Below are 25,484 nucleotides of genomic sequence, written 5' to 3' on the forward strand. Positions count from 1 at the left end.
TTTAAATTTTTATGGTAATCTGGGCGCTATAACTTCTGACAGCGGGCGAATTGAAAAGGTCTAATCCCGCCCCGGTTCCATCACCAAATAGATGGGCCGCCGGATCGACACCGCTATAGGGGGTAATCAATAACAGGTTGCGTCCTATCAGTGAAAGCTTAACCTCTTTGAGGATATTATTATTCCATGAGCGTTTAAGATAATAAGATAAAGTAAGCTCGTTGAGCCGTATCCAGGAAGCGTCTTCAATATAATCTTCGCCAATGCCATCCCAGCCATAGCGAACCCAGCGGTTATCCTCTACCGGAACTTCCGGGTCACTGAAGTCTACCGGAATGGTATTGGGGTTATCATTGATACCGACGCCCTCGAAAATATAATCGGAAGTATTTCTGAGTTCACCGGTAGTTGCGGATCTACCCAGGTAATCAAGCACCGCATTGGTGCCATTCCAAATCTCCCCACCTTTCCTGAAATCGAATAAAAATGAAAGTTTAAGCTGTTTCCATTCAAAAAAAGATGACCACCCCAGCGTCCAATCCGGTATCGGATTTCCAATCATTTTCAATGCTTCATCTTTCAGGGGAAAGCCGGTGTTATCTATTACTTTCATGCCTGCCTGGTTTCTGATGTAGGAAGTGCCATAAATAGCGCCTACCGGCTGTCCCGGAGCCAGAACCGACTGCGCCGATTCGAATCCTGCCAATGGAATCAGGTCATTGCCAGTGTAAATTTCCTCGACAATACTTTCATATTTGCTCCATTTTAAATCCACCCCATATCGAAAAACACCGTTATGCCTGATATACCCGGCTGAAATGGTTCTACCATAATTTTTTATCCTGGCAGCATTTTGAAGGTTGAAGCGATCAACATCCCCAACGGGTACAATAAAATCACTTGTGCGATTATTGAAGTAGATGAAAGCCAGTGATAACCCATTGAATCCTTTCAAATTTAAGCCCGTTTCAAATTTTCGCTCTGTTTCGGGCATAAGGGATGACATGAAAAACAATTCTGATGCCTCATAAAAGGCATTGTAGTTTTCAACGGCCATCAAAGTAGAGCCATATGACCAATTTGTATACAATAGGGGGGCTTCCCGGATGGTGCGTGTAACAGAAGTATGCCATTTCAACTCATGAATCGCCCCTAAACCGATTAGTTCTGCCAAATTAATACTTAAACTCCCTGAGGGAAAAAGATTAGTATATTGTTTCGAATCAACTGTATTTGAAAAATAATGCCGGTTGACAAAACGTATATTCAACCAGTTATTGTAGCTGTATCTGGCATTGACCATTACCTCGTGTGTAGTTCTTGAAAGTTGCTTATTTATTGTAACGGTAGAATCAGCCAACTCATGCGTACCGAAAGTTTCAACGTTAAAGCCAAAGCCATCGATTCGGTCCAGGGCCCGGTCGGTGTATTGCGCCTGATAGGACAGGCTAATTTTTAAATCACCGCGATCATGAAAATGATGGTAAGATGGTGTAATCGCCAGATGGGCAAATGTCTGATCATCCTTCCGGTGTGTCAATCTTCCTGCGGGATATCCGGAGTAGCCATGAGGAATCCCAAAGAAGTTTTCACTCATTTGACGATCGACATTAGCATTCAGTGTAAGGCTGAAAGGATTGGTGGGATGGTATCTGAGCTGCAAAGATGCCATCCACCTTTCGAGCTCCTCCCGGTCGGGCAACTCATTTACGAGCCCGAAGGGATTATCAACCAAATCCGGCGCATGGGTGCGTATAGCACCTCCTGGTAATTGATACGATTCCGCCGCGTTTATGGCAGTTCTAACCGGCAAGCCATTGGTATTGTCAAAGGTCGGTGGAGTTCGGTAGACACTGCCTGCGATAACGGCCATATTAGCTCCCCGGGTTAGTAAATCGCCGGTTGACCGGTTAAAAGCAGCAGACGCATTGGCAGTAATATTTCTGAGAAGCTGAAAATTATTAAGCCTTGAAGAAAAATTCGCCTTTTTATAAACGGAATTAGGAATGACGCCAGTCCTTCTTCTGTTTTCAAGGTCGAAAACAAAAGTACTATGCTGCGGTCCAGGTAATGTTAGCATAAGCTCATTCGCCGTTGCCAGACCGGTTCTGAAAAATGAAAAAGCATCATAACTTCCGGCCGCTTTACCATTGCCTTTTCCGGCCTCAGTAAGTCTTCCGTTTTTATCGTATGGATAATGGCTCCCATCGAATTCCAGCGTACGAATTAATGGCCCCCACGAGAAAAGTTCCAGCTGATCCGCCCCCCTCCATAGCATATTGCCACCAGTAGGCCGGCCCTGCGCATATTGTTTTTGAACAGAAGGCAGTCGATTAATAGACTCAACATTCAAAGATGAGGTGAATTGTAAGCCAAAACCAGTTCTTTTCTCAGGAAAATCATATGATTTAATAACGTAAGTGTCCTTCAATTTTTTAATCGACCGCACCGTTGCCGGGTCGATGTTGCCCGCACGTTTATAGGATGGCGTTTCGTCTGTTAAAGTGGTGATTCCTGTTCTCTCCTGTACTGTAGTGTCGCGGTACAAAGACATGGGTATGGCGCTTATCTCAGTTTTTTTTCGCCCTGCCCTTTTACTTGCTTGTTTTTTTGAAAGTCTTACCGGTGGCAGGTTATCCTTAGTTACAACCACCTCACGTGGTTGCATACCGATGAATTGAAATACCAAAGTGGCCCCGATGGGAGCTGTTATAGCGTAGTAACCTTCAGCATCCGTAACTGTGCCGGTACCGGTACCTTTGATGATTATGTTAACCCCGGGCAGGGGACTGCCATCCTGGCTTGAAGTTAGCCTGCCTGAAATTGTCCGCATCTGGGCAGGGGTCTGGTGATAAAGTAGCAAAATGGTGATTAAGGTAAAAAGTATCTTCATAAGCGATCATAGTTTTATGCTAACCATAAGATGCACCGTGTTTATAAATTCCATAAATAAAAGGATTTTTTCTTTGCACAACATAGAAGGGGCAGAGGAGAGGTGTCAGGAGTCAGGAGTTGTCACATTTCCTGACCCCTGACTCCTCGCTCCTGACTCCTGCTGCCTCCTGTCCGTCAATGCACTGGTAACGCTGGTTCAAAATGTTGGTTTCAGGCTTTTAATTCATAGTTGGTTTTAGGAAGTTTGTCCTATAATCATCCATTATCGGGGAAATGAAAATTTTAATTTACGGCACCGGAGGGGTAGGAGGGTATTTTGGCGGCAGGCTGGCACAGGCCGGTGGTGATGTTACTTTCATCGCCAGGGGCGAACATCTCAAGGCCATGCATGCCAACGGACTGAAAATACTAAGTCCCAAAGGCGATTTTACTATTACCTATCCGCAGGCTACTGACAATGTATCTGGTCTGGGCGCCATGGATTTGATTATTCTTGGGGTGAAGTCCTGGCAGGTAAAAGAGGCAGCCCGGTCAGTAAAGGATCTTATCAAGCCTGAAACAGTCATTCTCCCACTTCAGAACGGTGTATTTGCCAATGAGGAGATTATGGCGGTAATCGGAAAAAGTAATCTTGTAGGTGGTTTGTGCAAAATCATCAGCCGGATAGAAGGCCCGGGGATTATCAACCATATGATGTATGAGCCTTCAATTGCTATGGGGGAGTTGGGCAACCAGCGGTCAGCCAGGATTGAAAAGTTACAATCGCTTTTTCAGCAGGCTGGGATATCCACAACCATTGCCTCAGATATTGATGCCGCCTTATGGAAAAAGCTCATGTTCATTTGTACCGGCGGACTGGGCGCATTAACACGGTCTTCATACGGCGTAAATCGTGAAATGCCCGGAACCAGAAAGCTGCTGCAGGAATTGATCTCGGAAATATATACCCTGGCCAGGCACCTGGGAGTAGCACTGAAGGAAGAGGACAAAGAAAAAACCATGAACATAGTGGATAGCTTGCCCTACCATGCCACCTCTTCCATGCAAAGGGATTTAATGGAAGGACGCCCTTCGGAGCTCGAATATTTGACAGGCGCTGTTGTAAAACTGGCAGAAGCCCAAGGTGTTGAAGCACCGGTCAACTCCTTCATTTATCATTGCCTCCTGCCAATTGAGTCCCAAAACCGGGTAAAACAATAACCTTCGTGTCTCTTTGTGCCTTGGTGGTTAATCATTTTTCACCACGGAGGCACCAAGACACAAAGAGACACGAAGGATTTTGTCGAAAATGTTGTGCAACAGCCGCGGGAGGCATGCGCTATTTAAGATTTTTTTTGAAAGGGTTTTTAAATTCTCCATATAATACATACATTTAGTGAATAAACAATTTAATCATGAAAGGATCAAACCTGGGAGAATTTGAAGAGGTCGTCCTATTGGCAGTAGCCACACTCGATAACCAGGCTTACAGTGTAGCCATAGTAGATCAACTGGATGAACAAATAGCGCGCAAAGTGAAACTGGGTGTCGTGCATGCGATTCTGAACAGGCTGGAAAAGAAAGGATACCTTAAAAGTGAACTGGGCGAACCGACGGCAGAAAGAGGAGGTAAAAGAAAGCGGTACTATAGCCTTACTTCCGGGGGTTTTTTTGCTGTTAACAGATCACGTGAGCTCCGTCAACGGCTTTGGGATAAGATTCCTTCTATAGTTTTAGAAAACTTAAAATGAAAAAAAACAAGCTGCCATTACCCCCCAAATGGGCAACCCGTTTTCTTCGCTGGTATTGTAACAGACAAATGGCCGAAGATTTGGAAGGGGACATTCATGAATTTTATCTCCGGAATATCAAGACAAAGGGCCTGAAGATGGCACGCTTCATTTACGTGATCGATGTTCTGAAGTTTTTCAGGATTTATACAGTGCAAAAGCCGAAAATCAACCATCCTATGAACCACTTTTTATTGTTTAAAAACTATTTTCAAACATCGGCCCGTAACTTGAGGCAAAATTGGTTATTCTCACTGATCAATGTTGCCGGACTGGCCATCAGCATGTCTGTAGGCCTTTTGCTGATATCTTTCATCAGTGAAATCTATACCTTCGATACCTTTCACAAAGATGCTGACAGGATATACCGGATCAACGGTAGTTATGAGTATCTTGGTAAAGTTGACAATTCATTTTATGCGTCCACCTCACCTGTCACCGGTCCGAAGATGCTGGCGTCAATTCCTGGAATCGAGCACCTTACGATACTTCATAGGGGTGCTAAAAGTGATGTGACCTATGAGAACAAAACGATTCCTCTTCAATTGCGGTGGGCATCCGATGAGTTTTTCGATGTTTTTTCCTTCGACCTTTTGGCTGGTAACAAAAATACCGCACTTACAGCCTTGAACGCACTGGTCATTACCGATGAATCGGCCAAAAAACTATTTGGCGATGAAACACCTATTAACAAACAAGTCATCCTTGAAGGCGAAAGTTATGTCATCACCGGTGTGGTTGCCAAACCACCTATGAATTCCCACCTGCAGTTTGAGCTTCTGGGATCATACAGCACGTACGCAAACGCTAATAAGCACCATAAATGGTTCTCCAGTTGGAACAATATGTGGGATCACTACGTGTACTTTAAGCTGGAAGAGCATCAGGATCCATCTTTGGTCCAGTTGGGACTGGACAAAATCAGCGAAGAAGAAAATAGCAAGAGTGACTATACAGTAATCAAGGCACACTTGCAGCCGTTACTAGGCATTATTCCAGGGGCTAATCTGAATAACACTTTTGGTCCAACCATGGAAACCAAAATGGTTTGGACTTTAGTGCTTTTAGGGATCGTGGTGTTAATTTCGGCCTGTTTTAACTATACAAATCTATCATTAGGCCGGTCCATGCGACGATCCAGGGAGATCGGTATTCGAAAAGTCAACGGTGCCTCAGGCTTCCAGGTGTGGTCGCAGTTCATCCTGGAGTCGACCCTGATATCCCTGGTGGCTTTGATGGTGGCCCTGGGGTTATTTCTGGTGTTGCGGAATTACTTTTTTACGATTGATCGCCGTATGGCTGATATTGTGACACTGCAGCTAACACCTGAATTGATGGGCTATTTCCTTTTACTGGCTGTGGCAGTGGGATTGATGGCAGGTTTTTTCCCGGCTTTGTTTTTTTCGAAGGTTACTGTTTTGAAAGTGCTTAATAACATGAACAGGATCAAGCTATCCGGGCAATTTAACTTTAAAAAAATCCTGATTTTACTCCAATATACCATCTCACTGGCTTTCATTATAGCGGTGACACTCATATACAAGCAATACCGGTATTCACTTTCTTTTGACCTGGGGTTTAATACCGAAAACATTCTGAATTTAAACTTGTTTGACAACGATCCGGCCACATTGGTCAATGAGTTAAAGCAGCTACCAGAAATAAAAAAGCTGTCCCAAAGCAGTTTGGTTACAAGTATTGGATACTACTGGGGTACGCAGGCAAAAAAATCCAAGGGTACGCCGGATTCTACCAGTATTAAGTATAACAAGGTGGATGAACATTATTTACCTTTGCATGGCCATGAGTTTCTCGCAGGGGGTAATTTTGTAAAAGGCAGCGAAAATGATAGTGCCGTCAACAACCAGGTTATTATCAATGAGTCATTACTAAAAAGGTTCAGCATCGGTACGCCGGATCAGGCGATTGGGGAGGAGATCATTATTTCAGATGATGTAAAGGTTATTCAAGGTGTTTTAAAGGATTTTCACTTCGGCAGGATCGACTATAAGATCAGCCCTTTTGCGTTTATTTATGAACCGGCACAGAATAAATATCTCAATATTTTAATCAATACAGCGGATGTTTTTGGCACAATGAAGAAAATTGAAGAGGCGTGGAAGAGGTTTGACCCGGTACACCCGATGAAGGCTTCATTTTACGACGACCAGATCAAAGAAGCCTACAAAGAGTATGTATCCTGGTTGACAATTATGAGCTTTATGGCGTTTTTAGCTGTTACCATAGCTTCAATGGGATTATTGGGGATGGTTGTTTTTACAACAGAATCCCGCCTGAAAGAAATAAGCATTCGCAAAGTGTTTGGGGCCAGTGAATTTAATCTGATTTACCTGGTGGGCAGGGGATTCATGCTGCTCCTTGTCCTTGCAGCTATCGTCGCTATTCCACTCACTTATTACTATGTGAATACTGTAATCTTTGAAGAAATTGTTTACAAAGTAAGTTTCAGCTTTTTTGACATCATGATGGGGGTGATTATTGTCATGGCCATTGCGCTGCTGACAATATGCTTCGAAACAATCCGGGTTGCACGTACTAATCCTTCCACTATTTTGCGCAATGAATGAATATCCCGGTCAGTGATAGCAATGATGTATCCGGGAATCGCCCCGGAACTTGTTAAAGCAACAACGCGCATGCAGGAGCGTTAAATCCATTATGACAGCCACAGAAAACCTCAGCGAACTTATCTTATTCAACCCACTTAAACATCACCTTGACTTTATTAGAAAGTATATTCGGGCATACAAACAAAAAGACCATCAACAGCTTCAATCAGATCTATTGAAGATGGGGAATACCCAGATGGACTTGTATCTTGGCGAATTATCGGTCAGTAAAATTACAGAAGAGGTTATCGCATTTTTGAAAAAAGCTCATCTATTGGGAAAATGTAGCTTTTTCCGGTTTCTGGACCAACACAGTGGCTTTATCGAAATATCACTATCGGATCAATCCACCTGGATACTAAGAAAGGGGTTCGATCCCCTGGCCTTTGTCCATATACATCCGGCCAGGTACAGCAAACATACTATCAGAATTAAAGCCACCACCTTAAAATCTATCATTGCCGCTAAAATTGTGTTGAGAAATACTTCAAGTATTGGTTTAAGTGAAATGAATACAATCCGGGTGAAATACCTCCATTTATCGCCGGTTAAATTTCTGGGTACAAACACTTTTAATCTGCTCAAGATGCTTAGTTTTGTGGAACAATGAGCCTTTTACTTTTCAGTGATATTTATGTAAACCAAAAGCATTGCCAGAATCTTGTCGCTATGGCAAATGAAGTTGACGTGGTCATTGGTGCAGGGGATTTTGGATCGATCATCCAAAGGCCAGCACCTGGGCAGTGAGGCTGTCAGACGTACCATAGAAAAGCGTCTACCCAAACTGGTCGTGTGCGGGCATGTCCATGAATCCAATGGAAAAACAGACAAATCAGGAAGCATCACCATTGTAAATGCCGGTTCATCGGGCATCATCTACGAACTTGAAAAATGAAAATATAGCAGCCATCCGGATGCTAAGCTAAACCTGTCTTATTCTCTATGCTGATTTAGATCATTAGTTTTAGGAAGCAAATTCCCGATTATTGATTTTGTAAAACTTAAGTCAAAGGCGGTTTGCCTTTCAACAATAAATATCCTAAAAAATGGATAGCCTTTCAAAATTGCTTCTGGTAAAAATGCTACATACCGTTATCTGGATATTTTTTAATTTAGTATTGGGTTATCTGTTTTACGCCGTAATCTATGACCGTATTGACCTCAGGTTTTGGTTAGGCGTCGGTATGATTTTAATCGAATGTATTGTGCTCATCACAAATAAGTGGACTTGTCCGCTCTCTCCAATTGCACGAAGATACACCAGTTCCACCAAAGCCAATTTCGACATTTTTTTGCCTAATTGGCTGGCGAAAAATAACCTGTTGATTTACTCAGGCTTGTTGATCATTCTTGTCCTGATTGTTCTGATCAAAAGGTCAGAACTCATTTAGCTTATATCCAGGTTGAAACTGGCCCAACGAACTTTTAAAAAAAGCATCTACTGAATATTATGATCAGATCACAATTGGAAAAGGATGTCAATACATAGACTATCAACGGATTAACAACTTGCCAATACCTTTTTATGGAGAGGTAGTGTGGAATACCGGTGATGGTAGCTATGCCCGTTTTAAAATAAAAAAAATTGAATATGATATGCCGATAGCATATGGATTTAAAACAATTGCTTCCTAAAATTGTTTATTGCCAGGATGCTTTTATTAGCAAGAAATGTACCTTAAAATCGTTGATTTTGGCCTTGTTGTTCTGATTTGGGTAGTTCAGTTGGTTGTCTATCCGGGTTTTTATTATTATGAAAAAGAAGCCCTGGTTAAATGGCATACCCGATATACCCGTAACATTTCACTGGTTGTCATGCCTCTTATGATCGGACAACTGGCCCTGCACAGCTATTGGCTATTGAAAGATTTCAATTTTTTTCGGTTATGGATCTTTATGATGATATTGGCTGCCTGGGTAGTAACATTTCTGTTTGCAGTACCACTTCATGGAAATATATCCAAAAACAAAGCATTAGCTGGTACCGTGGAGTCTCTGGTAAAAATTAACTGGATCAGGACGATTCTCTGGACACTGGTTTTTGTTGTCAATTTTTTGACGCACCAAGAAAGTCCATAACCAATTTGTTAAAACTGTCGGGGCTCTCGATATTACAGATATGTCCCACTTTTGCCAGCGTTTCCATACTTACGTAGGGCTGTCTATTGACGAATGTTCTTGCACTTTTTAAAAATATAAAATCCTCACCACCCATTACGACCAAAGTAGGGTTTTGAAGTATCCGGTTATAAAATTGCTTTAAAAGCCTGAAGAATTCACCATACAAACCTACCCACTTCATATATTCCCGCCGGGTCAGTTTTTGGGCCTGTCTTTGATAGATTCTTCGGGCCTTTTGGTTTCTCCTTTTTGGCATTAGCAGGTAGGAAAACAAACCATACATTTTTCTGTATGATAAAAAGTGGTTAAAAACCCTGGCCAGGCTTACAAAAGCTTTAATCGCATAATTTCCTCTAAAAATCCCGCCGGCAATAACCATTTTATTTACCAGGTGCCCGTATCTCATCGAAAAATCCTGCATCAGCACACTTCCGAAGGAAAGTGTTACAAAGTGTGCCTTTTTGATTTTCAGATGATCCAGCACTTCTTTAATGTCGGCCGTAATGATTGAAAATCTGTAATTATCGAAGTCAGGCTTGATATCTTTGGATTTTCCATGGTCACGTAAATCTATCAATAGCAGGTTATAGTATTTTTTGAAATCATGCACCTGATAGTTCCATGTGTTAATACTTCCTCCTGCGCCATGAATGAATACGATCCAATCCTGGTCGCGGTGGCGGTTTACGGTTTCAAAATGTAACATACAAAAAAACTGTGGAACTAGAACAAAAGTACCCTCCAAAATGTTTATCCACCTGAACTCAAAACAAGTGACAAATCATTATCAATCTAAAAGCTGGATGGCCATAACCCTTAAGGCAGCGGCCCTGTACAACATCTTATGGGGAGCCTGGGTAGTGCTCTTTCCGGCACATTTTTTTACCATAACGGGTATGGAACCGCTTAATCATCCTATGATATGGCAGGGAATGGGTATGGTGATAGGACTTTACGGGCTGGGTTATTGGTGGGCAAGTTCCGATCCGATCCGGCATTGGCCCATCGTCGCAGTTGGGTTGTTAGGCAAGCTATTCGGACCAATGGGTTTTGTTTTCAACTACTTGACCGGTCAGGCCTCAGCGCAGTTTGGCCTGACGCTCATCACAAATGATCTCATATGGTGGGTGCCTTTCTTTTTGATTCTGAAAAAAGTGCATTTCACGACAAACTGGAAGCTAAAATGATGAAACAAATCAGCCTTGCAGTGCTAGCAGGTTTTTATGTATTGGCGGGGCTTAACCACTTCCTGAATCCGGAATTTTACTTACCATTGATTCCGTACTATCTGCCTTACCCCGAATGGATTAACCTTGTCAGTGGTCTCCTGGAAGTGTTCTTTGGGATAGCCTTGGTTCCCATTTTTTCCAGGAAATGGGCTGTATATGCGATTATTATTATGTTATTGGCTTTTATTCCTTCTCACGTATATTTTATTGAGATAGACGGGTGTGTAGAAGACGGCCTATGTGCGCCACTTTGGGTGGCCTGGGTGAGGTTGGTAGTGGTGCACCCTTTGCTGATTGCCTGGGCCTGGTATCACCGGAAGTAAAACCGGTATCATTGAAATACAAAAAGCTGCCCAGGTAACGAAGGGACAGCTTTTTATTTCATAACTCCTGTTTATCTCCTTTACTAACGGATAAGGTGGGAACAAATTTTGTTTACTTGTAAAAAATCAATGGTTGATATATTAGCCATTATGTGTAAGTCATAGTATGGCCTTCAGATGTTTTGGTTTGCCCGGTATAATATTTCATTCCGTGCTGGAAATGTTGCACAGCCGGCATACAGTGATTAGTTGAATATAATGCATTGATTATCAATTATTTATATCAAATAAATGCATTAATACTCCCTTTAAGCTGAAAAAACAGGCCTAAAATGTTATCTTTGTATTTGGTAAGCGGTAATTGTCACTCTGCATTTGACCCTCCTGAATAATTTCCGGGCATTTCCTTGTGAAATTTATTTCTTCCTCTTTTATCGTTGAAATCCAGTTAATTAACGGAACATAGCGATGATTTCTTTACTTAAACTAAAATATATGGCAAGATCACAAAATAGCTTTATCAAAAAGCAAAAAGAGAAAAAAAAACAAATGAAGAAAAAGGAAAAGGAAGAAAGGAGAAAGGAGCGTAAGGAGAACAACGCCAAAGGGGGTGATTTATCAGATATGATGGCCTACCTGGATGAGGATGGCAACATAGTCTCTGCACCTCCGGAAAAGGATGAGAGCGAAGAAGATAAAAAATAATTATTATTTAAACCCACCGGCAAGATATTCTTTTCGGTATTTAAGTGGAGACTTATTGACAATCTTCTTAAACTGCCGGTTAAAGTTAGACAAGTTATTAAAGCCACTTTGAAAACAGATATCTGAAATATTCAGGTGTTCTTCTAACATCAGCTTACAGGCATATCCGACCCTGACCTCATTGAGAAAGCGCGAAAATGTTTTTCGAGTACGGGACTTGAAAAAACGACAAAATGACTGAGGTGTAAGGTTGACAATCCGGGCTACTTCCTGTAATAGGATCGGATGGCGAAAACGGGCCATGATATAGTCATACACTTTGGTCATTTTATAAGCCTCTTCCTGCTGGTGCGTTTGGACATAGACAAGACCAGCCAATCATCGAACTATACATTTTACATTGCATGGTGTGCCTGCAGCGCATAATTTGCCGGAGAAGGATTTTTTGGGACGGTGCCTGTATATGGGCTATGTAGTTGAATTTGGTCAGTGGAAAGTCTATCATAGCGGAGACACCCTTCGGTATGAAGGTATGGAGGACATTTTAAAATAGCCTATTATAACAAAAGTACCACAGAATATTTTTCAAATGAACCGCTTTTTTTAAAATAAATATTTATTTTGTATAACTTTGAAGTAGAATTTTACAATTTCTTTGTAATATATAGCTAAAACCATGCTTCACGCGGTATCTGTAGCCGGTATCGCTGATTAAGACCTATTACCATGAAGCTTAAGTCACACCTTAAGAATTTTAATTCTTTTGGACATATCATTGTCCATTGGCTTTTTTACTGCGGAATTTGCTTACCGGATCATACTGTACAGTAACCTGAAGCAATTTGAGCACCTCAGGGATCCAAGACTTTATGACGACTCTTTTTATGGGGATGATTACTGGAAACTCGCCTATCTTTTTGGCAATACCGCAGGAGGGGCAAAAGTACCCCATGAAACCCTGGGTTGGATAGGGGAGTTTGACAGGAACACTTACCTTCACAATGACGAACCTCGAATCAAGGATAAACGGCCGGTATTGCTCTATGGCGATTCCTTTGCCCAATGTGTAGGTGCCACCTGCTTTCAGGAAATATTGAACAATGACAGTAGCTTTTCAAAGGCACATCACTTTTTAAATTATGGCGTCGGAGGCTACGGAGTGGATCAGATCTACCTTTTGATGCAAAAATCACTCGATCATTTCGAAAAACCTTTTGTGATTGTAAGTATCATGACCACAGATATCGACCGGTCTTATCTGAAAGTGAGGGATGGCCAAAAGCCTTTTTTCACCCTTGAAAAAGGCCAGTTGAAGCTTTCGAAAGACTCGATTTATTCCAATCCTGCTGAATACTTTGAGCAAAATCCACCCCGAATCCGTTCCTATCTTTACCGAAGGCTGATCTATGCGGAAAACTTGATTCCCGAGGTGATCAGGTCAAGGCTTCGCGGAAAGTGGAAAGCCATGAGAAATAAAAAGGAGCTGAACAAAGAGATTATTTTAAATATGAAAAAGGAGTTGGACTCCCGTAATTACGACTATGTATTTGTCATTTTTAATCAATTGCTGTCGCCTGATCCGGAAAAACGGGGATGGCGGGACGCTTTCCTTGCTAACCTTTTCGAAGAAAACAACATACCCTATATCCGGTCGAAAGAATTGATTACGCAGGATTCTACTTTTACCAGGTATGATAAACATAATTACATCGACGCAGATAATGGGCATCCGACAACACATTTCAATAAACTGGTATCTGAAGAAATAAAACGTGTAATATTAAATTAGCCTTCCGGGTGGTGTCAGGTCGACCCACCTCTTTTTCGACCTCCCGCAAAAAAGCTATATTTAAAAGTTCAAGTACAATATGATCTTTTGGTACTGTTTGTGATCAATCACCTGCTATCTATGAAAATTTCACATTTTTTATGGCTGCTTGCCTTAACGAATACCAATTCTTTCGTACAATCAATCCCAACTGCCCATGAAGCAAAAGTATACCGGTCCCTGCAAACAGGTACCAAAACCAGGGAGGGACATTTTGTAGAAGCGCGATTTTAAGTTTTGAGGTTATAAAATCCATCAAATTGCCGGTTTCGCTTTGGTTGTAATCAGGCAATACCTTAAATTTCGAAAAAAGCCATAAAATGGATAAAAGGACATTTTTAAAAACTTCTTCAATGGTGGCCACCGGCACGGTATTATCTCCTTTGATGTCTTGTACCCCCTCCGGTAACTCCGACGAGCCAGCCACACCGCTCACCAACTGGGCCGGTAATCTGACTTACAGTACCGGAAATGTGCGCTACCCTACATCGACAGAACAGATACAGCAAATAATCCGCAGCGCTCCTGGTTTGCGGGGCCTGGGTTCGCGTCATTCTTTTAACAAGATAGCAGACAGCAAACAAACCCTTGTTTCGCTAAAAGGTATGAAGAAGATCTTTTCCCCGGACCAATCTGCGGGAACCATCACCGTCGAAGCCGGGGTTCGCTATGGCGATATCTGCGGGTATTTACACGAAAATGGCTACGGTTTGCACAATCTTGCTTCTTTGCCGCACATATCAATTGCCGGGGCCTGTGCTACCGCTACCCATGGATCGGGCGTAAAAAACGGTGCTCTGCCCATCGCGGTAAAAGCCATGGAACTGGTGAAGGCTGACGGGTCAGTCACAACCTTGCCGCGGGACAAAGACAAAGCACTTTTTGACGGAGCAGTGGTTGGATTGGGAGCTTTGGGAGTTATTACCAAAATTACTTTAGATCTTATCCCCACTTATCAAATGCAACAGGTTGTTTATCGTAACATGCCCATGAGCGCCCTGGAAGCCAATTTCGGTACCATAATGTCCAGTGGTTACAGTGTTAGCCTGTTTACGGACTGGCGCAACAAAAACATTAATCAGGTTTGGATTAAAAGTCTCACAAACGCTGCCCAAACAGTGACAGGGAAGGAGTTTTTTAATGCCACACTGGCTGAAAACCATTTACATCCGGTAGAAACCCTTTCGGCAGAAAGTTGTACTGATCAATTGGGCATCGATGGTTCCTGGTATGAACGGTTGCCACATTTTAAAATGGGATTCACCCCCAGCCGGGGCGAAGAATTACAGGCTGAATATTTTGTTCCGATGGAGTATGGTTATGAAGCAGTAATGGCTGTTGAAAAAATGAATGAAAAAATAAGCCCACATTTATTCATCTCAGAAATCCGGACCATTGATCAGGATGATTTTTGGATGAGCCCATGCTATAAAAAGCCTTGTGTGGCCATTCATTTTACTTTTAAACCGGAGTGGGATGCCGTTCAAAAACTGTTACCAATGATAGAAGAAGGGCTTTCGCCCTATCATGTCCGTCCCCATTGGGGAAAGCTGTTTACGATTTCTCCTCAGGTGCTACAATCCCGCATTGAAAAGTTAGCAGATTTTAAAGCATTATTGCTGGAATTTGACCCGGAAGGCAAATTCCGCAATGAATTTCTGAACAAAAATCTTTTTTAAAGCACAAGCGTCCTGTAGGTGTTGCCTAACGCTTTCGACAAAATTCTTTGTGTCTCTCCGGTCTTATATACATCTCCTGAATTTCGCCGACCAATCCGCTGTGGTGTAGCAAATGCTGAATATGACAGCTAAGAAATCCAACCGGCTTCGTATCAATTGTTGCAAGCAAATAAGTGTTATATGGGTTGGCCAGATTTTCAGTAAATATTTCCCTTTGCCTGTTTACGTCAAATTTTTGATTTTCAAGCTCGTTTATGAACACGAATATGGTGTCAAAATCCGTGTTCTTTACTTCTCGAATTTCTATTTTATCCATCATTGAATTTGTTTTCAGACTCAGGGTCTTTCAGTAATACCTATTCAAATATAATTATAGAAAGCATTGAACTCTTACCATACATGCTGAAAAAATCATTTTCATGGACATTCCATTAGAAAATTATTGATAAATTACTATTTCAATCATCTAACTACAACTAAGTTCAATTAAAATGACACACTTCGGAACTAATGAGCACTCACGCAGAAACTTTATCAAAAACTCCGCGATTGGCATTGCCGGTATGGGAATCGCAGCACCATTTACTTCTGCTTTGGCAGTTGATAAAACTTCCTTGCAAACCAAAAAACCGGGCATTGCCCTGGTGGGATTAGGCAGTTACTCAACCAATCAACTGGCCCCGGCATTGCTGGAAACTAAGCATTGCTATTTGGCAGGCATCGTTACAGGCACTAAGGAAAAGGAAAAAGTCTGGGCAGAAAAGTACAACATTCCTGCTAAAAATATCTACAACTACGACAATTTCGAAAGCATCGCATCCAATGATGACATAGCTATCATTTACGTGGTTTTACCCAACTCCATGCATGCGGAATTCACCATTAAAGCAGCAAAGGCGGGTAAGCACGTTATCTGTGAAAAACCCATGGCAGTATCTGTCAAAGAATGCAATGATATGATCAAAGCCTGCAAAGATAACAATGTAAAGCTATCCATCGGTTACCGGCTTCAATTCAGTCCCTATCACGAAAAGATGATCAATCTTAACAAAGAACGGCCTTTTGGTAAAGTAACTTACGTTAGCTCCCAGTTTGGTTTTAAGATAGGCGATCCTACCCAGTGGCGCCTGAAAAAAGATTTGGCCGGCGGCGGTGCCTTGATGGACGTAGGCATCTATTGCGTACAGGCAGCACGTTATACTTATGGCCAGGAACCTGTAGCGCTGACAGCACAGGAATTTAAAACTGACCGGAAAAAGTTCAAGGAAGTAGATGAAACAATCACCTGGCAAATGGAATTTCCCGACGGAAGTGTATCTAATCATACCACTTCTTATTCCTTTGGTACCAATCACCTTATTGTAAGCACCGAAAAAGCACGTGGTATATTAATGCCCGCCTATAGTTATGACGGGCTGAAGGGTAGCCTGAACAATGAAATTCTTGATTTCGATGCGCCCAATCAACAGGCAGTGCAAATGGATAATTTTGCTCTTAACGTACTAAAGAATACGGAGTCCATCATTTCAGGTGAGGAAGGGTTGAAAGATATGAAGGTGCTGGAGGCTGTTTATAAATCACTCGCATCAGGAAATAAGCGGGTTAATATCTAATACGAAATACCAGTCGATGAGGTAACCGATCTTTAAATTTCTTTATCTTTTTGATTTCTTGTGGAATTTGTTCTATATTTGTAACTGAAAATTAGTTGCAAACGTTTAATAAATAAAATGATTTGGGAACAATAGACAAGCTCATCAAAAAGTTTAAGTCAAATCCAAAAGATTTTACTTGGGATGAATTGAGAAAGGTCTTGTCTCACTTCGGCTATGAAGAAATAAAGAGTAAAGGAAAAACGGGAGGTTCAAGGAGAAAATTTAAAAATGCATCCAATCGTATCATTAGTATACATGAACCACATCCGGAGAAAACGATTAAAAGATATTTAATTAAACAAATAATAGAGCACCTAAACTTGTAAGCCATGAGCAATTATTTGACGTATAAAGGTTATCTTGGTACTGTTAATTTTGATTCTGACGATGAAGCATTTCATGGAAAAATTAATGGCATCAATGACCTGATAACATTTGAAGGTCAGTCTGTAAAAGCGCTTAAAAAAGCCTTTGAAGAAGCTGTGGATGATTATTTAAAAACGTGTCAGGAATTGGGAAAGCAACCTGATAAAACCTATAAAGGAAGCTTTAATGTTAGAATAAGTACCGAATTACACAAGAAGGCCACGACAATTGCTACAAAAAAGCAGATCTCTTTAAATGATTTTGTTAAAAGGGCTATTTATTATGCGATAGCTCATGAAAAGGATATTGATAATAATCTGGCATGTAATTAACATCCATTTATGTAATATCCATCCGTGCAATCACGAGAGGGTTTGTATTGACCTGATGTTTCATATTGAAACGACGGTTGTGCCGCAATGATACATTTGAGTTAAATTTATAATTCTGATTTATGTCTTATTTATTTAAAAATCAATATGTTATGATATTGGCACAATGTTGGAGACTATAGCAACATGCTCCGTAACTATTTCAAAAGTGCCTGCAGGATTCTCCTGAAAAACAAATCGTTTTCCATTATCAATATCCTTGGCCTGGCCATTGGCATGGCAGCCAGTCTATTGATATTTCAATATGTGGCCTTTGAATTCAGTTATGATCAATTCCATGAAAAAGCGGAAAATATTTACAGAATTCAGCATGACCGCTATGTTGACGGCAAGTTACAATACCAAAAGGCACAATCTTTTATCCCGCTGGGGAAAACAATGACTTTGGAGTATCCCGAAGTTATTGATTACACTACCTTGTTTAAGATCAGTGATCAGTCAGATATAATCATCACTTCCGTTTCAGAGAATGGAAAGAAACTGATGTTCCCGGAAGAGCAGGTTTATCATGTCAAAGGCAATTTCTTCAATATATTTAATTTCTCAATAGTTGAAGGAGATATCAACATGGTTTCGGTGGGAAAAGGAGAGGTTTTAATAGCTCAATCCATTGCTAAAAAGTATTTTGGTGATAAACCTGCTATTAATCAATTGCTTAATCACCCTTACTTTGGAGATTTTAAGGTAGTCGGGGTCTTTGAAGATGTTCCTGACAATTCACACATACAATTTAATTTTCTTTTCGGATGGGAGTCTGTTACCAGTGAAAGGAGAGGAGGGGACGCAAACAATTGGCAATGGGACGGTTTCTATAACTACATTCGCCTGAGCGAGGGTACCGATGTACCCTATCTTGAAAGCAAGTTCCCCAGCCTGGTCGATAAATATATGGGCAACAGACAAAATCCCAATCTTGATCCCGTGTTTTCCCTTCAACCACTCACAAGCATACATTTGCATTCAAATTTACTGGGTGAGGCCGGGAAAAACGGCAACATCCGGTCTGTATCCATTCTTTTTATCCTGGGCTTTTTTATATTGCTTATCGCCTGGGCCAATTATGTCAACCTGTCGACTGCCAAAGTTATGGACAGGGCTAAAGAAGCAGGTATAAGAAAGTCCCTGGGTTCAACAAAAGGTGATTTGGTAAAACAGTTTTTATTTGAGTCACTATGGATGAATTTTCTGGCGCTGTTATTAGCACTTAGTTTCACCCAGCTTATTGTCAGTGTTTATTTCGAAATCAACGGGCAGGCTATTCCATACAATCAATCCGGACTTTGGGTCTTTTCTGCCAGTTATTTAGTCCTTATCATTCTCGGCTCATTGCTCTCCGCCATTTATCCTACAGCAATTCTTTCCTCCCTTCATCCCTCAAGCATTCTAAAGGGTAATTCTGCCATTATTTCGAAAAAAGGTAATACGGGCTATTTAAAAAAAGCTATGGTGGTTTTCCAATTCACGATATCGATGGGTTTAATAGCCGGGGCAATGGCCATTTTTAGGCAGGTTAGTTTTATGCAGGAAAAAGAATTGGGAATTAACATTGACCAAACGCTGGTGATCAGGACGTTGAATGTATTCGGGCCACCCGGATCAGATTCCCTTTTTAATAAACGGCTGGACATTCTGAAGGACCGGCTATCTTCTTATCCCACAATTGAAGGGTTTGCCGCATCAGCCGATGTCCCCGGCAAAGAACATCTGATAGCCATTCCGGACATCAGGAATATGAATAAAAAGGATCAATGGGCCAACATATACTACTCGCGGGTTGACGTTAATTTTATGCAATTATTCAATGCCAGGCTTGTTGCCGGGAGGTATTTTTCACCTCAACCCTCCTCTAAAGGCAGAAACGTAATCATCAACATGGAAGGACTTAAGGCACTTGGTTTGTCCTCTCCGGGTGAAGCCATTGGTGCAAAAGTTTACCGGGGTAATAACCGGGAAGGAGGGCATGAGATTATCGGGGTGGTGGATTTCAGGGCTACTTCTTTCAAAGAGCAGAATTATCCGATCGCTTATCAGACCTTCTTCGGGCCTGTGAAGTATTTGTCGGTTAAAATGAATTTTACCGGTACAGATCAACTTGAAGAAAACATCGGGTTAATACAGGAGAATTGGAAAAACGTATTTCCGGATACTCCTTTCGACTACTTCTTTCCGGATGAAATGTTCGACCGGCAGTATAAATCCGAGCGGCAATTCAGTAATCTTTTAAATATGTTCACCGGGCTTTCTATTTTTATTGCATGCCTGGGGCTTTATGGTCTTTCATTATTTACAGTAAGACAAAAAACAAAGGAAATCGGCATCAGAAAGGTACTTGGCGCTTCAATCAGAAGCCTGGTAAGGCTGCTTACCAAAGACCTCATGGTTTTGATATTTATTGCCGGCCTGATCGCGATGCCACTGGTATGGATTTTATTGGATCTATGGCTGAAGGATTACCCTTACAGAACTGAAATTCCCTGGTGGATTTTTATGGTTCCCATTTTTTGTGTTACTATCGTTGCTATTTTCACGATCAGCAGGCAAGTTTTTAAGGCTGCCTTTACTAATCCGGTTGAGAGTTTAAAGGATGAATGATGAAATATCCTGTGTAACTTTCATCTGGGGAAATCGTCTTCTAACCGTATTTAAATAGACTGCTATGAAAATAAAAAATTACCTGACCGTAGCTACGACAACCTTCCATTCACTCAGACTGGCCCATACAAACCCTGTTTCTATAATCAAAAATGATTAATACCATTAGCTAATGGTGATTATTGAATACTTTCTGCGGTGAGGCGAGGTGCACCTAAAGCACATCCTGTTAATTTTTTGTTACCAGCTTTTGATCAGAAGGTTAAATGATTAAGATATTTATGCAAACATGATAGTCATCATTTCAGGAGCGCCATATCGGTGCTAACTTTAGCTTACAAAATCACCAGGTAATGGGCGATACACATTGGCAATTATTTACGGTCATGCAAGTTAGTGGAGGAGGGTTATGTGTATGCCGGTAAAAAGCAAAAAAGCAACATGGAATGGAATGAAAAAATGGACCGGATCATTGGTCAGGTACAAGACCTGAAGGATTACGCCTTTGCTTTAGCAGATGAATGTAAAGAAGAAATCAACAGGGCACATCCTTATTTTCGAGAAAGTGCCAAAAACCTGCTCCATTACATTGCTTTGAGACAACATGATGTGCGGGAGCTTCAAAAAAACCTGGCAGGAATGGGGCTTTCTTCTCTGGGGCGCGCTGAAAGTCATGTGATGTCCAATTTGCATCATTTATCAGAGATTCTAAACAAAATTTCAAACCGGCCCGCCTCTAATGAGGAAGACATGCAACCTTCCATTTTCTGGGGGATGGAATTACTGGAAGCGAATACGCATGCCTTGTTTGGCCCGCCATCCCAGGGCAGGGACGGTCGGATTATGGTTACGCTTTCCAGGGATGCAGCCTATGATTATGATCGGATTCATGCGATGCTGGCTTCTGGTATGAATGCTGCTCGTATTAATTGTGCCCACGACTCTCCGGAAGAGTGGTTGGCTATGATTTCCAATATCAAAAAGGCAAAACAGCTGCTGGGTGTGGATTGTAAGATAATTATGGACCTTGGAGGGCCCAAGCTGAGAACCGGAAAATTAGATACCGGCACAAAAGTTTTAAAGTGGCGGGCCATGAAGAATAAAAAGGGGGAAATTGTCGCTCCTGCCCGAATTTTGATAACGCCCGCTGAAAAAATTGTCTCCAGTTCTATACCAAAACCGGAACTTACCTTTTCCATGCCCGAAAAGTGGATAAGTCAGTTAAAGAAAGGTGATAAGATACGTTTTACCGACAGAAGAGGAAAGAAAAGAAAGCTTAAAATTGTTGGAGAAGGAAAGGATGGCTTTTGGGCGGAAAGCGGGAAAACGGCCTACATTGAGCCGGGTACCGTGATGGAACGCTATTCTCCTAAAACCAAGGAGGCCCTGAGGGCAGCAGTACAGGAGTTGCCTGCTTTGGAGATACCGATAACACTAAATGAGGGGGATAAACTAATACTGAAAAAAGCCCTGTCGCCCGGACGGCCCGCAGTAATCAATGAACATGGCCAGGTGATCGAACCGGCCTTCATCTCATGCACGCTCCCCCAGGTATTCCAGCATGTGAGGCCGGGTGAACCTGTTTATATAGATGATGGTAAAATAGCCGGAAAAATATGCGCTGTTGGTCCCGAGCAAATGACCCTTGACATCACCTCTGCCAAACCCAAAGGAAGCAAGTTAAGGGGAGACAAAGGGATCAATTTTCCCGAAAGCCAAATAAAACTAAACAGTCTCACTGACCAGGATTTGCAGGACCTGAACTTTATCATAGCTCATGCCGACGTAGTGAGTATGTCTTTTGTGAACAACCCTTCCGATATAGCCTTTTTGCTTGATGAGCTGAAAAAACGGGACGCAGAGCATCTTGGAATTATCGTAAAAATTGAAACTCGCCTGGGGTTTGAGAATTTACCATGGATATTGTTGACCGCCATGCGAAACTATCCCCTGGGTGTTATGATAGCACGTGGAGATTTGGCGATTGAATGTGGCTGGGTACGGATGGCCGAATTGCAGGAAGAAATTATGTGGTTTTGCGAAGCGGCCCATGTACCGGTCATTTGGGCTACTCAGGTATTAGAAGGCCTTACCAAATCAGGCCTGCCTTCCCGGGCCGAGATCACCGACGCAGCAATGGCCCAACGCGCTGAATGCGTAATGCTCAACAAAGGCCCTTATATTGTAAAAGCCATTAAGGTTTTGGATGACATCCTGAAGAGAATGCAGGATCATCAGGTCAAAAAGTATGCTACTTTACGCAAGTTAAAGGTATCCACCCAGTTTAAATCCTGAGGCTACTGACCTCAAATATGTCTGATCCCGACCATTACCCAGCTACTTTATTTACTATCCAGGGGATTTTCTTTGCCGGTAATATTTGGCTTCCTGATTTCCATACCCATTTCATGGTATTTTATGCACCAGTGGCTGGCTGATTTTGCTTATGCCACAGAAATCGGCATATGGCCTTTTGTTATAGCAGGTATTTTTGTCCTGGGCATTGCTTTGTTAACAGTGAGTTATCATGTGTTCAAAACTGCCACCAATAACCCGGTTGAAGCGCTGCAAGGAATAGGAGGTAGGAATGAGCATTTATGCCTGACAGAACCATTGTTTGTCATTAAATTAGTAAGTATATTGTTGTAACAATTAATGTTCAATGGTTTATGATGGCATTTAAACAAACAGAAAATTTTAAGAGCCGGTTTGAACATATCATAATTATTATTGTAGCCCTGCTGAACACTACTTCTTTTACACTGGAGGCCCAGAATGAAGATTTGCGGCAATATCGGAATTTTTTCAACAATCAGATAGGCGCGTATCAATATTGGCTTAAAGCGACTTCTTTGAATCAGGCCTTGACAGTTGACAGCACAAGATCAGGAAATCTACCTGACAAATTAAAGATTGGCAAAGAGATGATTACACTTTATCTCATCACTCCAAACGTTTCCTCCTGGAGAGCTCTTAAAAACGAATTTAAAACAAAGACCGCAAATGACATTGAAACAGCATTAATGGAGTATTTTGTTTACCTCATGGACTTAGATAATAGCCAGTCTTCTATCGTGATCCGAGGTAAGGATACGCTCATTAAATTATTCTATCATGATAGAAAAGTTCAAACACAGTCCACTATTTCCAAGGGAGAGGTAGAGGGAAGTTTTTCTGTGAAAATCGATAATTCCAAATTTACGGGTAAAGAGTCCTTAAAAGTCCGGGGCACCGGGGCGGTAGTTAAGTCAAAAATTATTAAGCTGTTGAAAGAGGACCTCAGCAAGTCAGACTACCGGCCTGCCATTGATGCGGACAAATTTGAAATTAAGGTTAGGAATACTGCAGATGACCTTATCGAACTTAAGGCAATAAATCTCACAAAACGCGTCATTCCCGGGAACTTGCTTGGCATTGGTTATTATGAATTGCTGGATTACCGGATCGAGCTAATTCCTGACCCGGAACGGCGTGAGAGGATTGATGTCAGATTCAAAGTAAGGGGTAAATATGGTTCGGGATGGTTTGCACCCAAAAATGAAAGATACAAACCCATGGCACCCAGATACCAATCCTATTTGAATGCTTACACCAGTGACCTTAAAGATGCGATCTTAAACATGCTTCAAAAATGAATAGTCTTGAAAAAGCCAATCTTGGCCAGCGAATTGGGTTCCTAATCCTGGGATTCGACCTGTTACTTTTCGTATTATTGATCGCTCTGAGTGCCCTGAGAATGATGGATGGGGATGAGTTCAATGAAACCCTGGTTTTACTGGTTCCACTGCGGGGGTTGTACACAGGAAACATCGTAAAATATTTAATAGCTGACAACTCATTAAAGGTAACTGACCGGGTAAAATCGAGGTTTTATGGAACCATTGTTACTTTAGTGATCTCACTACATTTCATAAGTGTTATCGGTGTCATATTTATTTTTGGACTGGGAGGAAACACCGATCTGTTTTGGCTCAGAAACGGTATTGCTATTATTGAAACATTTTTTGGGGTTTACTTGTCGCAGGTTATTCCCGATCTTTTTAGTATTTCAAAAGCCAATTAAACGTGTTTGGCCTCCAATGTGTTCACCACCCATTAAAGAACCATGGCTAAAATGTGAAATTAAACTCAGAATTCTCCCTTCTGATTGTTGGCTTTTGGACCCCCTCCGAGATTCTAACAACCTCGTGAATAATATAATCTTTAAGTTCGCTGACTTGTAACCCGTTGTTATCAGCATCAGCTTTATCCAATTCAAGGGTTTCTCCACCCCGGATGCCCTTAATATTGAGGATCCCGGGAGATCCACCCGTGGCAACCCACCGGCCTTCGGGGCTCCAGGCCAAACCCATTCCAATATAATTGTTTCCATCCATTTTTCCCGTTACTTTTCCAGAATTGATATTGATGATGTACAAAGTATCATCGAGGAACTCCCTTACCGCGACAAACCGGCCATCGGGACTTCCCACCAGGGATGAAACTCCGGATTTAACCAGAATTTTCCTTTTCAGCTCTCCTGTTGAAGCATCCCAAACTTTTAGATAAATTGGAATTCTTTCACCCAATAGTTTAGCAGTGAGGGTTTTACCGGACCCTTTCTTGAAGTACATGGGCTCTCCGCTTACAATACTTTTACTGTCCTTCGTCCATATCAAAGTGGATATGGAGATATTTTTATTGTCTATAACGCGGATCTGCTTTCCCGTGTAAGCTTCCCAGATAATGATTTTGCCGGAATTATCAGCACTGACAACATATTTCCCATCCGGGCTCCAATCAATAGCACCAATTGCGTTATCGTGGCCCAGTAATGTAAAGCGTTCATCAGCTCCCTGAAAAGCTTGTGTTTTTTTTTGAGGTGCGAACTCCAGTATTTTTAAAACGTTATTTTCTATGCCACAGGCGATGAGGTTATCTCGCGGACTCCATTTCATGGCTTTGATTTTATGATAGAGAAAGAATTCTTGTACGGGCTCACCCTTTTCCGGATCCCACACAATAACAGTCCCATCGGTTGAAGCGCTGGCGAAATACCTGCTATCCGGATTCCAACTTACCGCCGTTACTCCGCCAGTATGCTTACTGAGGGTATTCACCACCCTTCCGGAGAAAGATTCCCGCCGGTTACCAGGTATTTTCCGTGAGGACTCCAACTTATTGAGGTAATAAAATCCGAATGGCCTACCTGGAATTTGATGTCAGGTATGTTTTGGCCTGATAGTGTGAAGGCATTTGAAAACAATAACATGACCATTAGCGGCAAATGCATCACCGCACGTGCGTGGTTAGGTTTCATT

Annotated in this window: 27 protein-coding genes; 21 read left to right on the forward strand and 6 right to left on the reverse strand. The window is 41.8% G+C overall.

Features of this window, described 5'->3' with window-relative positions; genetic code table 11:
- Position 1: 1 nt before the first annotated feature.
- Positions 2–2,893: a carboxypeptidase-like regulatory domain-containing protein gene (locus tag AC04NP_RS16480; protein WP_482860923.1), complete on the reverse strand. Its 2,892-nt coding sequence runs from the start codon at positions 2,891–2,893 to the stop codon at positions 2–4.
- Positions 2,894–3,168: 275 nt separating this feature from the next.
- Between AC04NP_RS16480 and AC04NP_RS16485 the strand changes: the two genes are divergently transcribed.
- The 7 genes from AC04NP_RS16485 to AC04NP_RS16515 all read left to right on the forward strand — a co-directional run bounded on the left by AC04NP_RS16485 (position 3,169) and on the right by AC04NP_RS16515 (position 9,373).
- A complete protein-coding gene (locus AC04NP_RS16485; RefSeq protein WP_482860924.1) occupies positions 3,169–4,095 on the forward strand; it encodes a ketopantoate reductase family protein in 927 nt (308 codons plus the stop codon).
- 194 nt (positions 4,096–4,289) lie between these two features.
- Positions 4,290–4,625, forward strand: a complete 336-nt coding sequence (locus AC04NP_RS16490) for a PadR family transcriptional regulator (protein WP_482860925.1) — start codon at positions 4,290–4,292, stop codon at positions 4,623–4,625.
- A complete protein-coding gene (locus AC04NP_RS16495; protein ID WP_482860927.1) occupies positions 4,622–7,252 on the forward strand; it encodes an ABC transporter permease in 2,631 nt (876 codons plus the stop codon). The genes AC04NP_RS16490 and AC04NP_RS16495 overlap by 4 nt, the downstream gene beginning before the upstream one ends.
- Before the next feature lie 91 nt (positions 7,253–7,343).
- A complete protein-coding gene (locus tag AC04NP_RS16500) occupies positions 7,344–7,904 on the forward strand; it encodes a hypothetical protein (RefSeq protein WP_482860928.1) in 561 nt (186 codons plus the stop codon).
- A 66-nt stretch (positions 7,905–7,970) separates the two neighbouring features.
- A complete protein-coding gene (locus tag AC04NP_RS16505; RefSeq protein ID WP_482860929.1) occupies positions 7,971–8,189 on the forward strand; it encodes a metallophosphoesterase family protein in 219 nt (72 codons plus the stop codon).
- A 151-nt stretch (positions 8,190–8,340) separates the two neighbouring features.
- Complete coding sequence (locus AC04NP_RS16510) at positions 8,341–8,685, forward strand: hypothetical protein (RefSeq protein ID WP_482860930.1); 345 nt, start codon at positions 8,341–8,343, stop codon at positions 8,683–8,685.
- A 280-nt stretch (positions 8,686–8,965) separates the two neighbouring features.
- A complete protein-coding gene (locus tag AC04NP_RS16515; RefSeq protein WP_482860931.1) occupies positions 8,966–9,373 on the forward strand; it encodes a hypothetical protein in 408 nt (135 codons plus the stop codon).
- On the opposite strand, the gene AC04NP_RS16520 is transcribed toward AC04NP_RS16515, so the two are convergent.
- Entirely contained in the window at positions 9,342–10,121 is a 780-nt protein-coding gene (locus AC04NP_RS16520) for an alpha/beta fold hydrolase (protein ID WP_482860932.1), read from the reverse strand. The genes AC04NP_RS16515 and AC04NP_RS16520 overlap by 32 nt on opposite strands.
- A gap of 97 nt (positions 10,122–10,218) precedes the next feature.
- Here AC04NP_RS16520 and AC04NP_RS16525 point away from each other — a divergent pair, with 97 nt between their 5' ends.
- From AC04NP_RS16525 to AC04NP_RS16535, 3 genes are all read left to right on the forward strand, one after another.
- Positions 10,219–10,602: an alkyl hydroperoxide reductase gene (locus AC04NP_RS16525; protein ID WP_482860933.1), complete on the forward strand. Its 384-nt coding sequence runs from the start codon at positions 10,219–10,221 to the stop codon at positions 10,600–10,602.
- On the forward strand, positions 10,599–10,967 hold the full coding sequence (locus AC04NP_RS16530; RefSeq protein ID WP_482860934.1) for a DoxX family protein: 369 nt from the start codon (positions 10,599–10,601) through the stop codon (positions 10,965–10,967). The genes AC04NP_RS16525 and AC04NP_RS16530 overlap by 4 nt, the downstream gene beginning before the upstream one ends.
- 495 nt (positions 10,968–11,462) lie before the next feature.
- A complete protein-coding gene (locus AC04NP_RS16535) occupies positions 11,463–11,672 on the forward strand; it encodes a cold-shock protein (RefSeq protein ID WP_482860935.1) in 210 nt (69 codons plus the stop codon).
- Between the two features lie 3 nt (positions 11,673–11,675).
- On the opposite strand, the gene AC04NP_RS16540 is transcribed toward AC04NP_RS16535, so the two are convergent.
- The gene (locus tag AC04NP_RS16540) at positions 11,676–12,050 is read right to left on the reverse strand and encodes a helix-turn-helix domain-containing protein (protein WP_482860936.1); all 375 of its coding nucleotides are present in this window, start codon (positions 12,048–12,050) and stop codon (positions 11,676–11,678) included.
- A 385-nt stretch (positions 12,051–12,435) separates the two neighbouring features.
- On the opposite strand from AC04NP_RS16540, the gene AC04NP_RS16545 reads away from it, so the two are divergent.
- The 3 genes from AC04NP_RS16545 to AC04NP_RS16555 all read left to right on the forward strand — a co-directional run bounded on the left by AC04NP_RS16545 (position 12,436) and on the right by AC04NP_RS16555 (position 15,179).
- Entirely contained in the window at positions 12,436–13,461 is a 1,026-nt protein-coding gene (locus AC04NP_RS16545; protein ID WP_482860937.1) for a hypothetical protein, read from the forward strand.
- Between the two features lie 120 nt (positions 13,462–13,581).
- Complete coding sequence (locus AC04NP_RS16550; RefSeq protein WP_482860938.1) at positions 13,582–13,734, forward strand: hypothetical protein; 153 nt, start codon at positions 13,582–13,584, stop codon at positions 13,732–13,734.
- An 86-nt stretch (positions 13,735–13,820) separates the two neighbouring features.
- Complete coding sequence (locus AC04NP_RS16555; protein ID WP_482860940.1) at positions 13,821–15,179, forward strand: FAD-binding protein; 1,359 nt, start codon at positions 13,821–13,823, stop codon at positions 15,177–15,179.
- A gap of 25 nt (positions 15,180–15,204) precedes the next feature.
- On the opposite strand, the gene AC04NP_RS16560 is transcribed toward AC04NP_RS16555, so the two are convergent.
- A complete protein-coding gene (locus AC04NP_RS16560) occupies positions 15,205–15,498 on the reverse strand; it encodes a GNAT family N-acetyltransferase (RefSeq protein ID WP_482860941.1) in 294 nt (97 codons plus the stop codon).
- Between the two features lie 172 nt (positions 15,499–15,670).
- On the opposite strand from AC04NP_RS16560, the gene AC04NP_RS16565 reads away from it, so the two are divergent.
- The 8 genes from AC04NP_RS16565 to AC04NP_RS16600 all read left to right on the forward strand — a co-directional run bounded on the left by AC04NP_RS16565 (position 15,671) and on the right by AC04NP_RS16600 (position 24,247).
- Positions 15,671–16,792: a Gfo/Idh/MocA family oxidoreductase gene (locus tag AC04NP_RS16565; RefSeq protein ID WP_482860942.1), complete on the forward strand. Its 1,122-nt coding sequence runs from the start codon at positions 15,671–15,673 to the stop codon at positions 16,790–16,792.
- Between the two features lie 188 nt (positions 16,793–16,980).
- Entirely contained in the window at positions 16,981–17,160 is a 180-nt protein-coding gene (locus tag AC04NP_RS16570; protein ID WP_482861030.1) for a type II toxin-antitoxin system HicA family toxin, read from the forward strand.
- A gap of 3 nt (positions 17,161–17,163) precedes the next feature.
- Positions 17,164–17,532 (forward strand): type II toxin-antitoxin system HicB family antitoxin, encoded by a 369-nt coding sequence (locus AC04NP_RS16575; RefSeq protein WP_482860943.1) that lies wholly within the window; start codon positions 17,164–17,166, stop codon positions 17,530–17,532.
- 186 nt (positions 17,533–17,718) lie between these two features.
- Positions 17,719–20,184: an ABC transporter permease gene (locus AC04NP_RS16580; protein WP_482860944.1), complete on the forward strand. Its 2,466-nt coding sequence runs from the start codon at positions 17,719–17,721 to the stop codon at positions 20,182–20,184.
- Between the two features lie 411 nt (positions 20,185–20,595).
- The gene (locus AC04NP_RS16585) at positions 20,596–22,479 is read left to right on the forward strand and encodes a pyruvate kinase (RefSeq protein WP_482861031.1); all 1,884 of its coding nucleotides are present in this window, start codon (positions 20,596–20,598) and stop codon (positions 22,477–22,479) included.
- 72 nt (positions 22,480–22,551) lie between these two features.
- Positions 22,552–22,833 (forward strand): hypothetical protein, encoded by a 282-nt coding sequence (locus AC04NP_RS16590; RefSeq protein WP_482860945.1) that lies wholly within the window; start codon positions 22,552–22,554, stop codon positions 22,831–22,833.
- Between the two features lie 20 nt (positions 22,834–22,853).
- Positions 22,854–23,819, forward strand: a complete 966-nt coding sequence (locus tag AC04NP_RS16595) for a hypothetical protein (protein ID WP_482860946.1) — start codon at positions 22,854–22,856, stop codon at positions 23,817–23,819.
- Positions 23,816–24,247 carry a hypothetical protein gene (locus AC04NP_RS16600; RefSeq protein WP_482860947.1) on the forward strand — a complete coding sequence of 144 codons (432 nt, stop codon included), beginning with the start codon at positions 23,816–23,818 and terminating at the stop codon, positions 24,245–24,247. Before AC04NP_RS16595 ends, AC04NP_RS16600 begins: the two co-directional genes overlap by 4 nt.
- A 46-nt stretch (positions 24,248–24,293) precedes the next feature.
- Here AC04NP_RS16600 and AC04NP_RS16605 read toward each other — a convergent pair whose 3' ends face one another.
- Together AC04NP_RS16605 and AC04NP_RS16610 are read right to left on the reverse strand one after the other, a co-directional pair.
- On the reverse strand, positions 24,294–25,340 hold the full coding sequence (locus tag AC04NP_RS16605) for a WD40 repeat domain-containing protein (RefSeq protein ID WP_482860948.1): 1,047 nt from the start codon (positions 25,338–25,340) through the stop codon (positions 24,294–24,296).
- Positions 25,280–25,483, reverse strand: coding sequence for a WD40 repeat domain-containing protein (locus tag AC04NP_RS16610; protein WP_482860949.1), 204 nt, complete (start codon positions 25,481–25,483; stop codon positions 25,280–25,282). Before AC04NP_RS16610 ends, AC04NP_RS16605 begins: the two co-directional genes overlap by 61 nt.
- Position 25,484 lies beyond the last annotated feature (1 nt).

Source organism: Agaribacillus sp. DX54 (assembly GCF_056858335.1).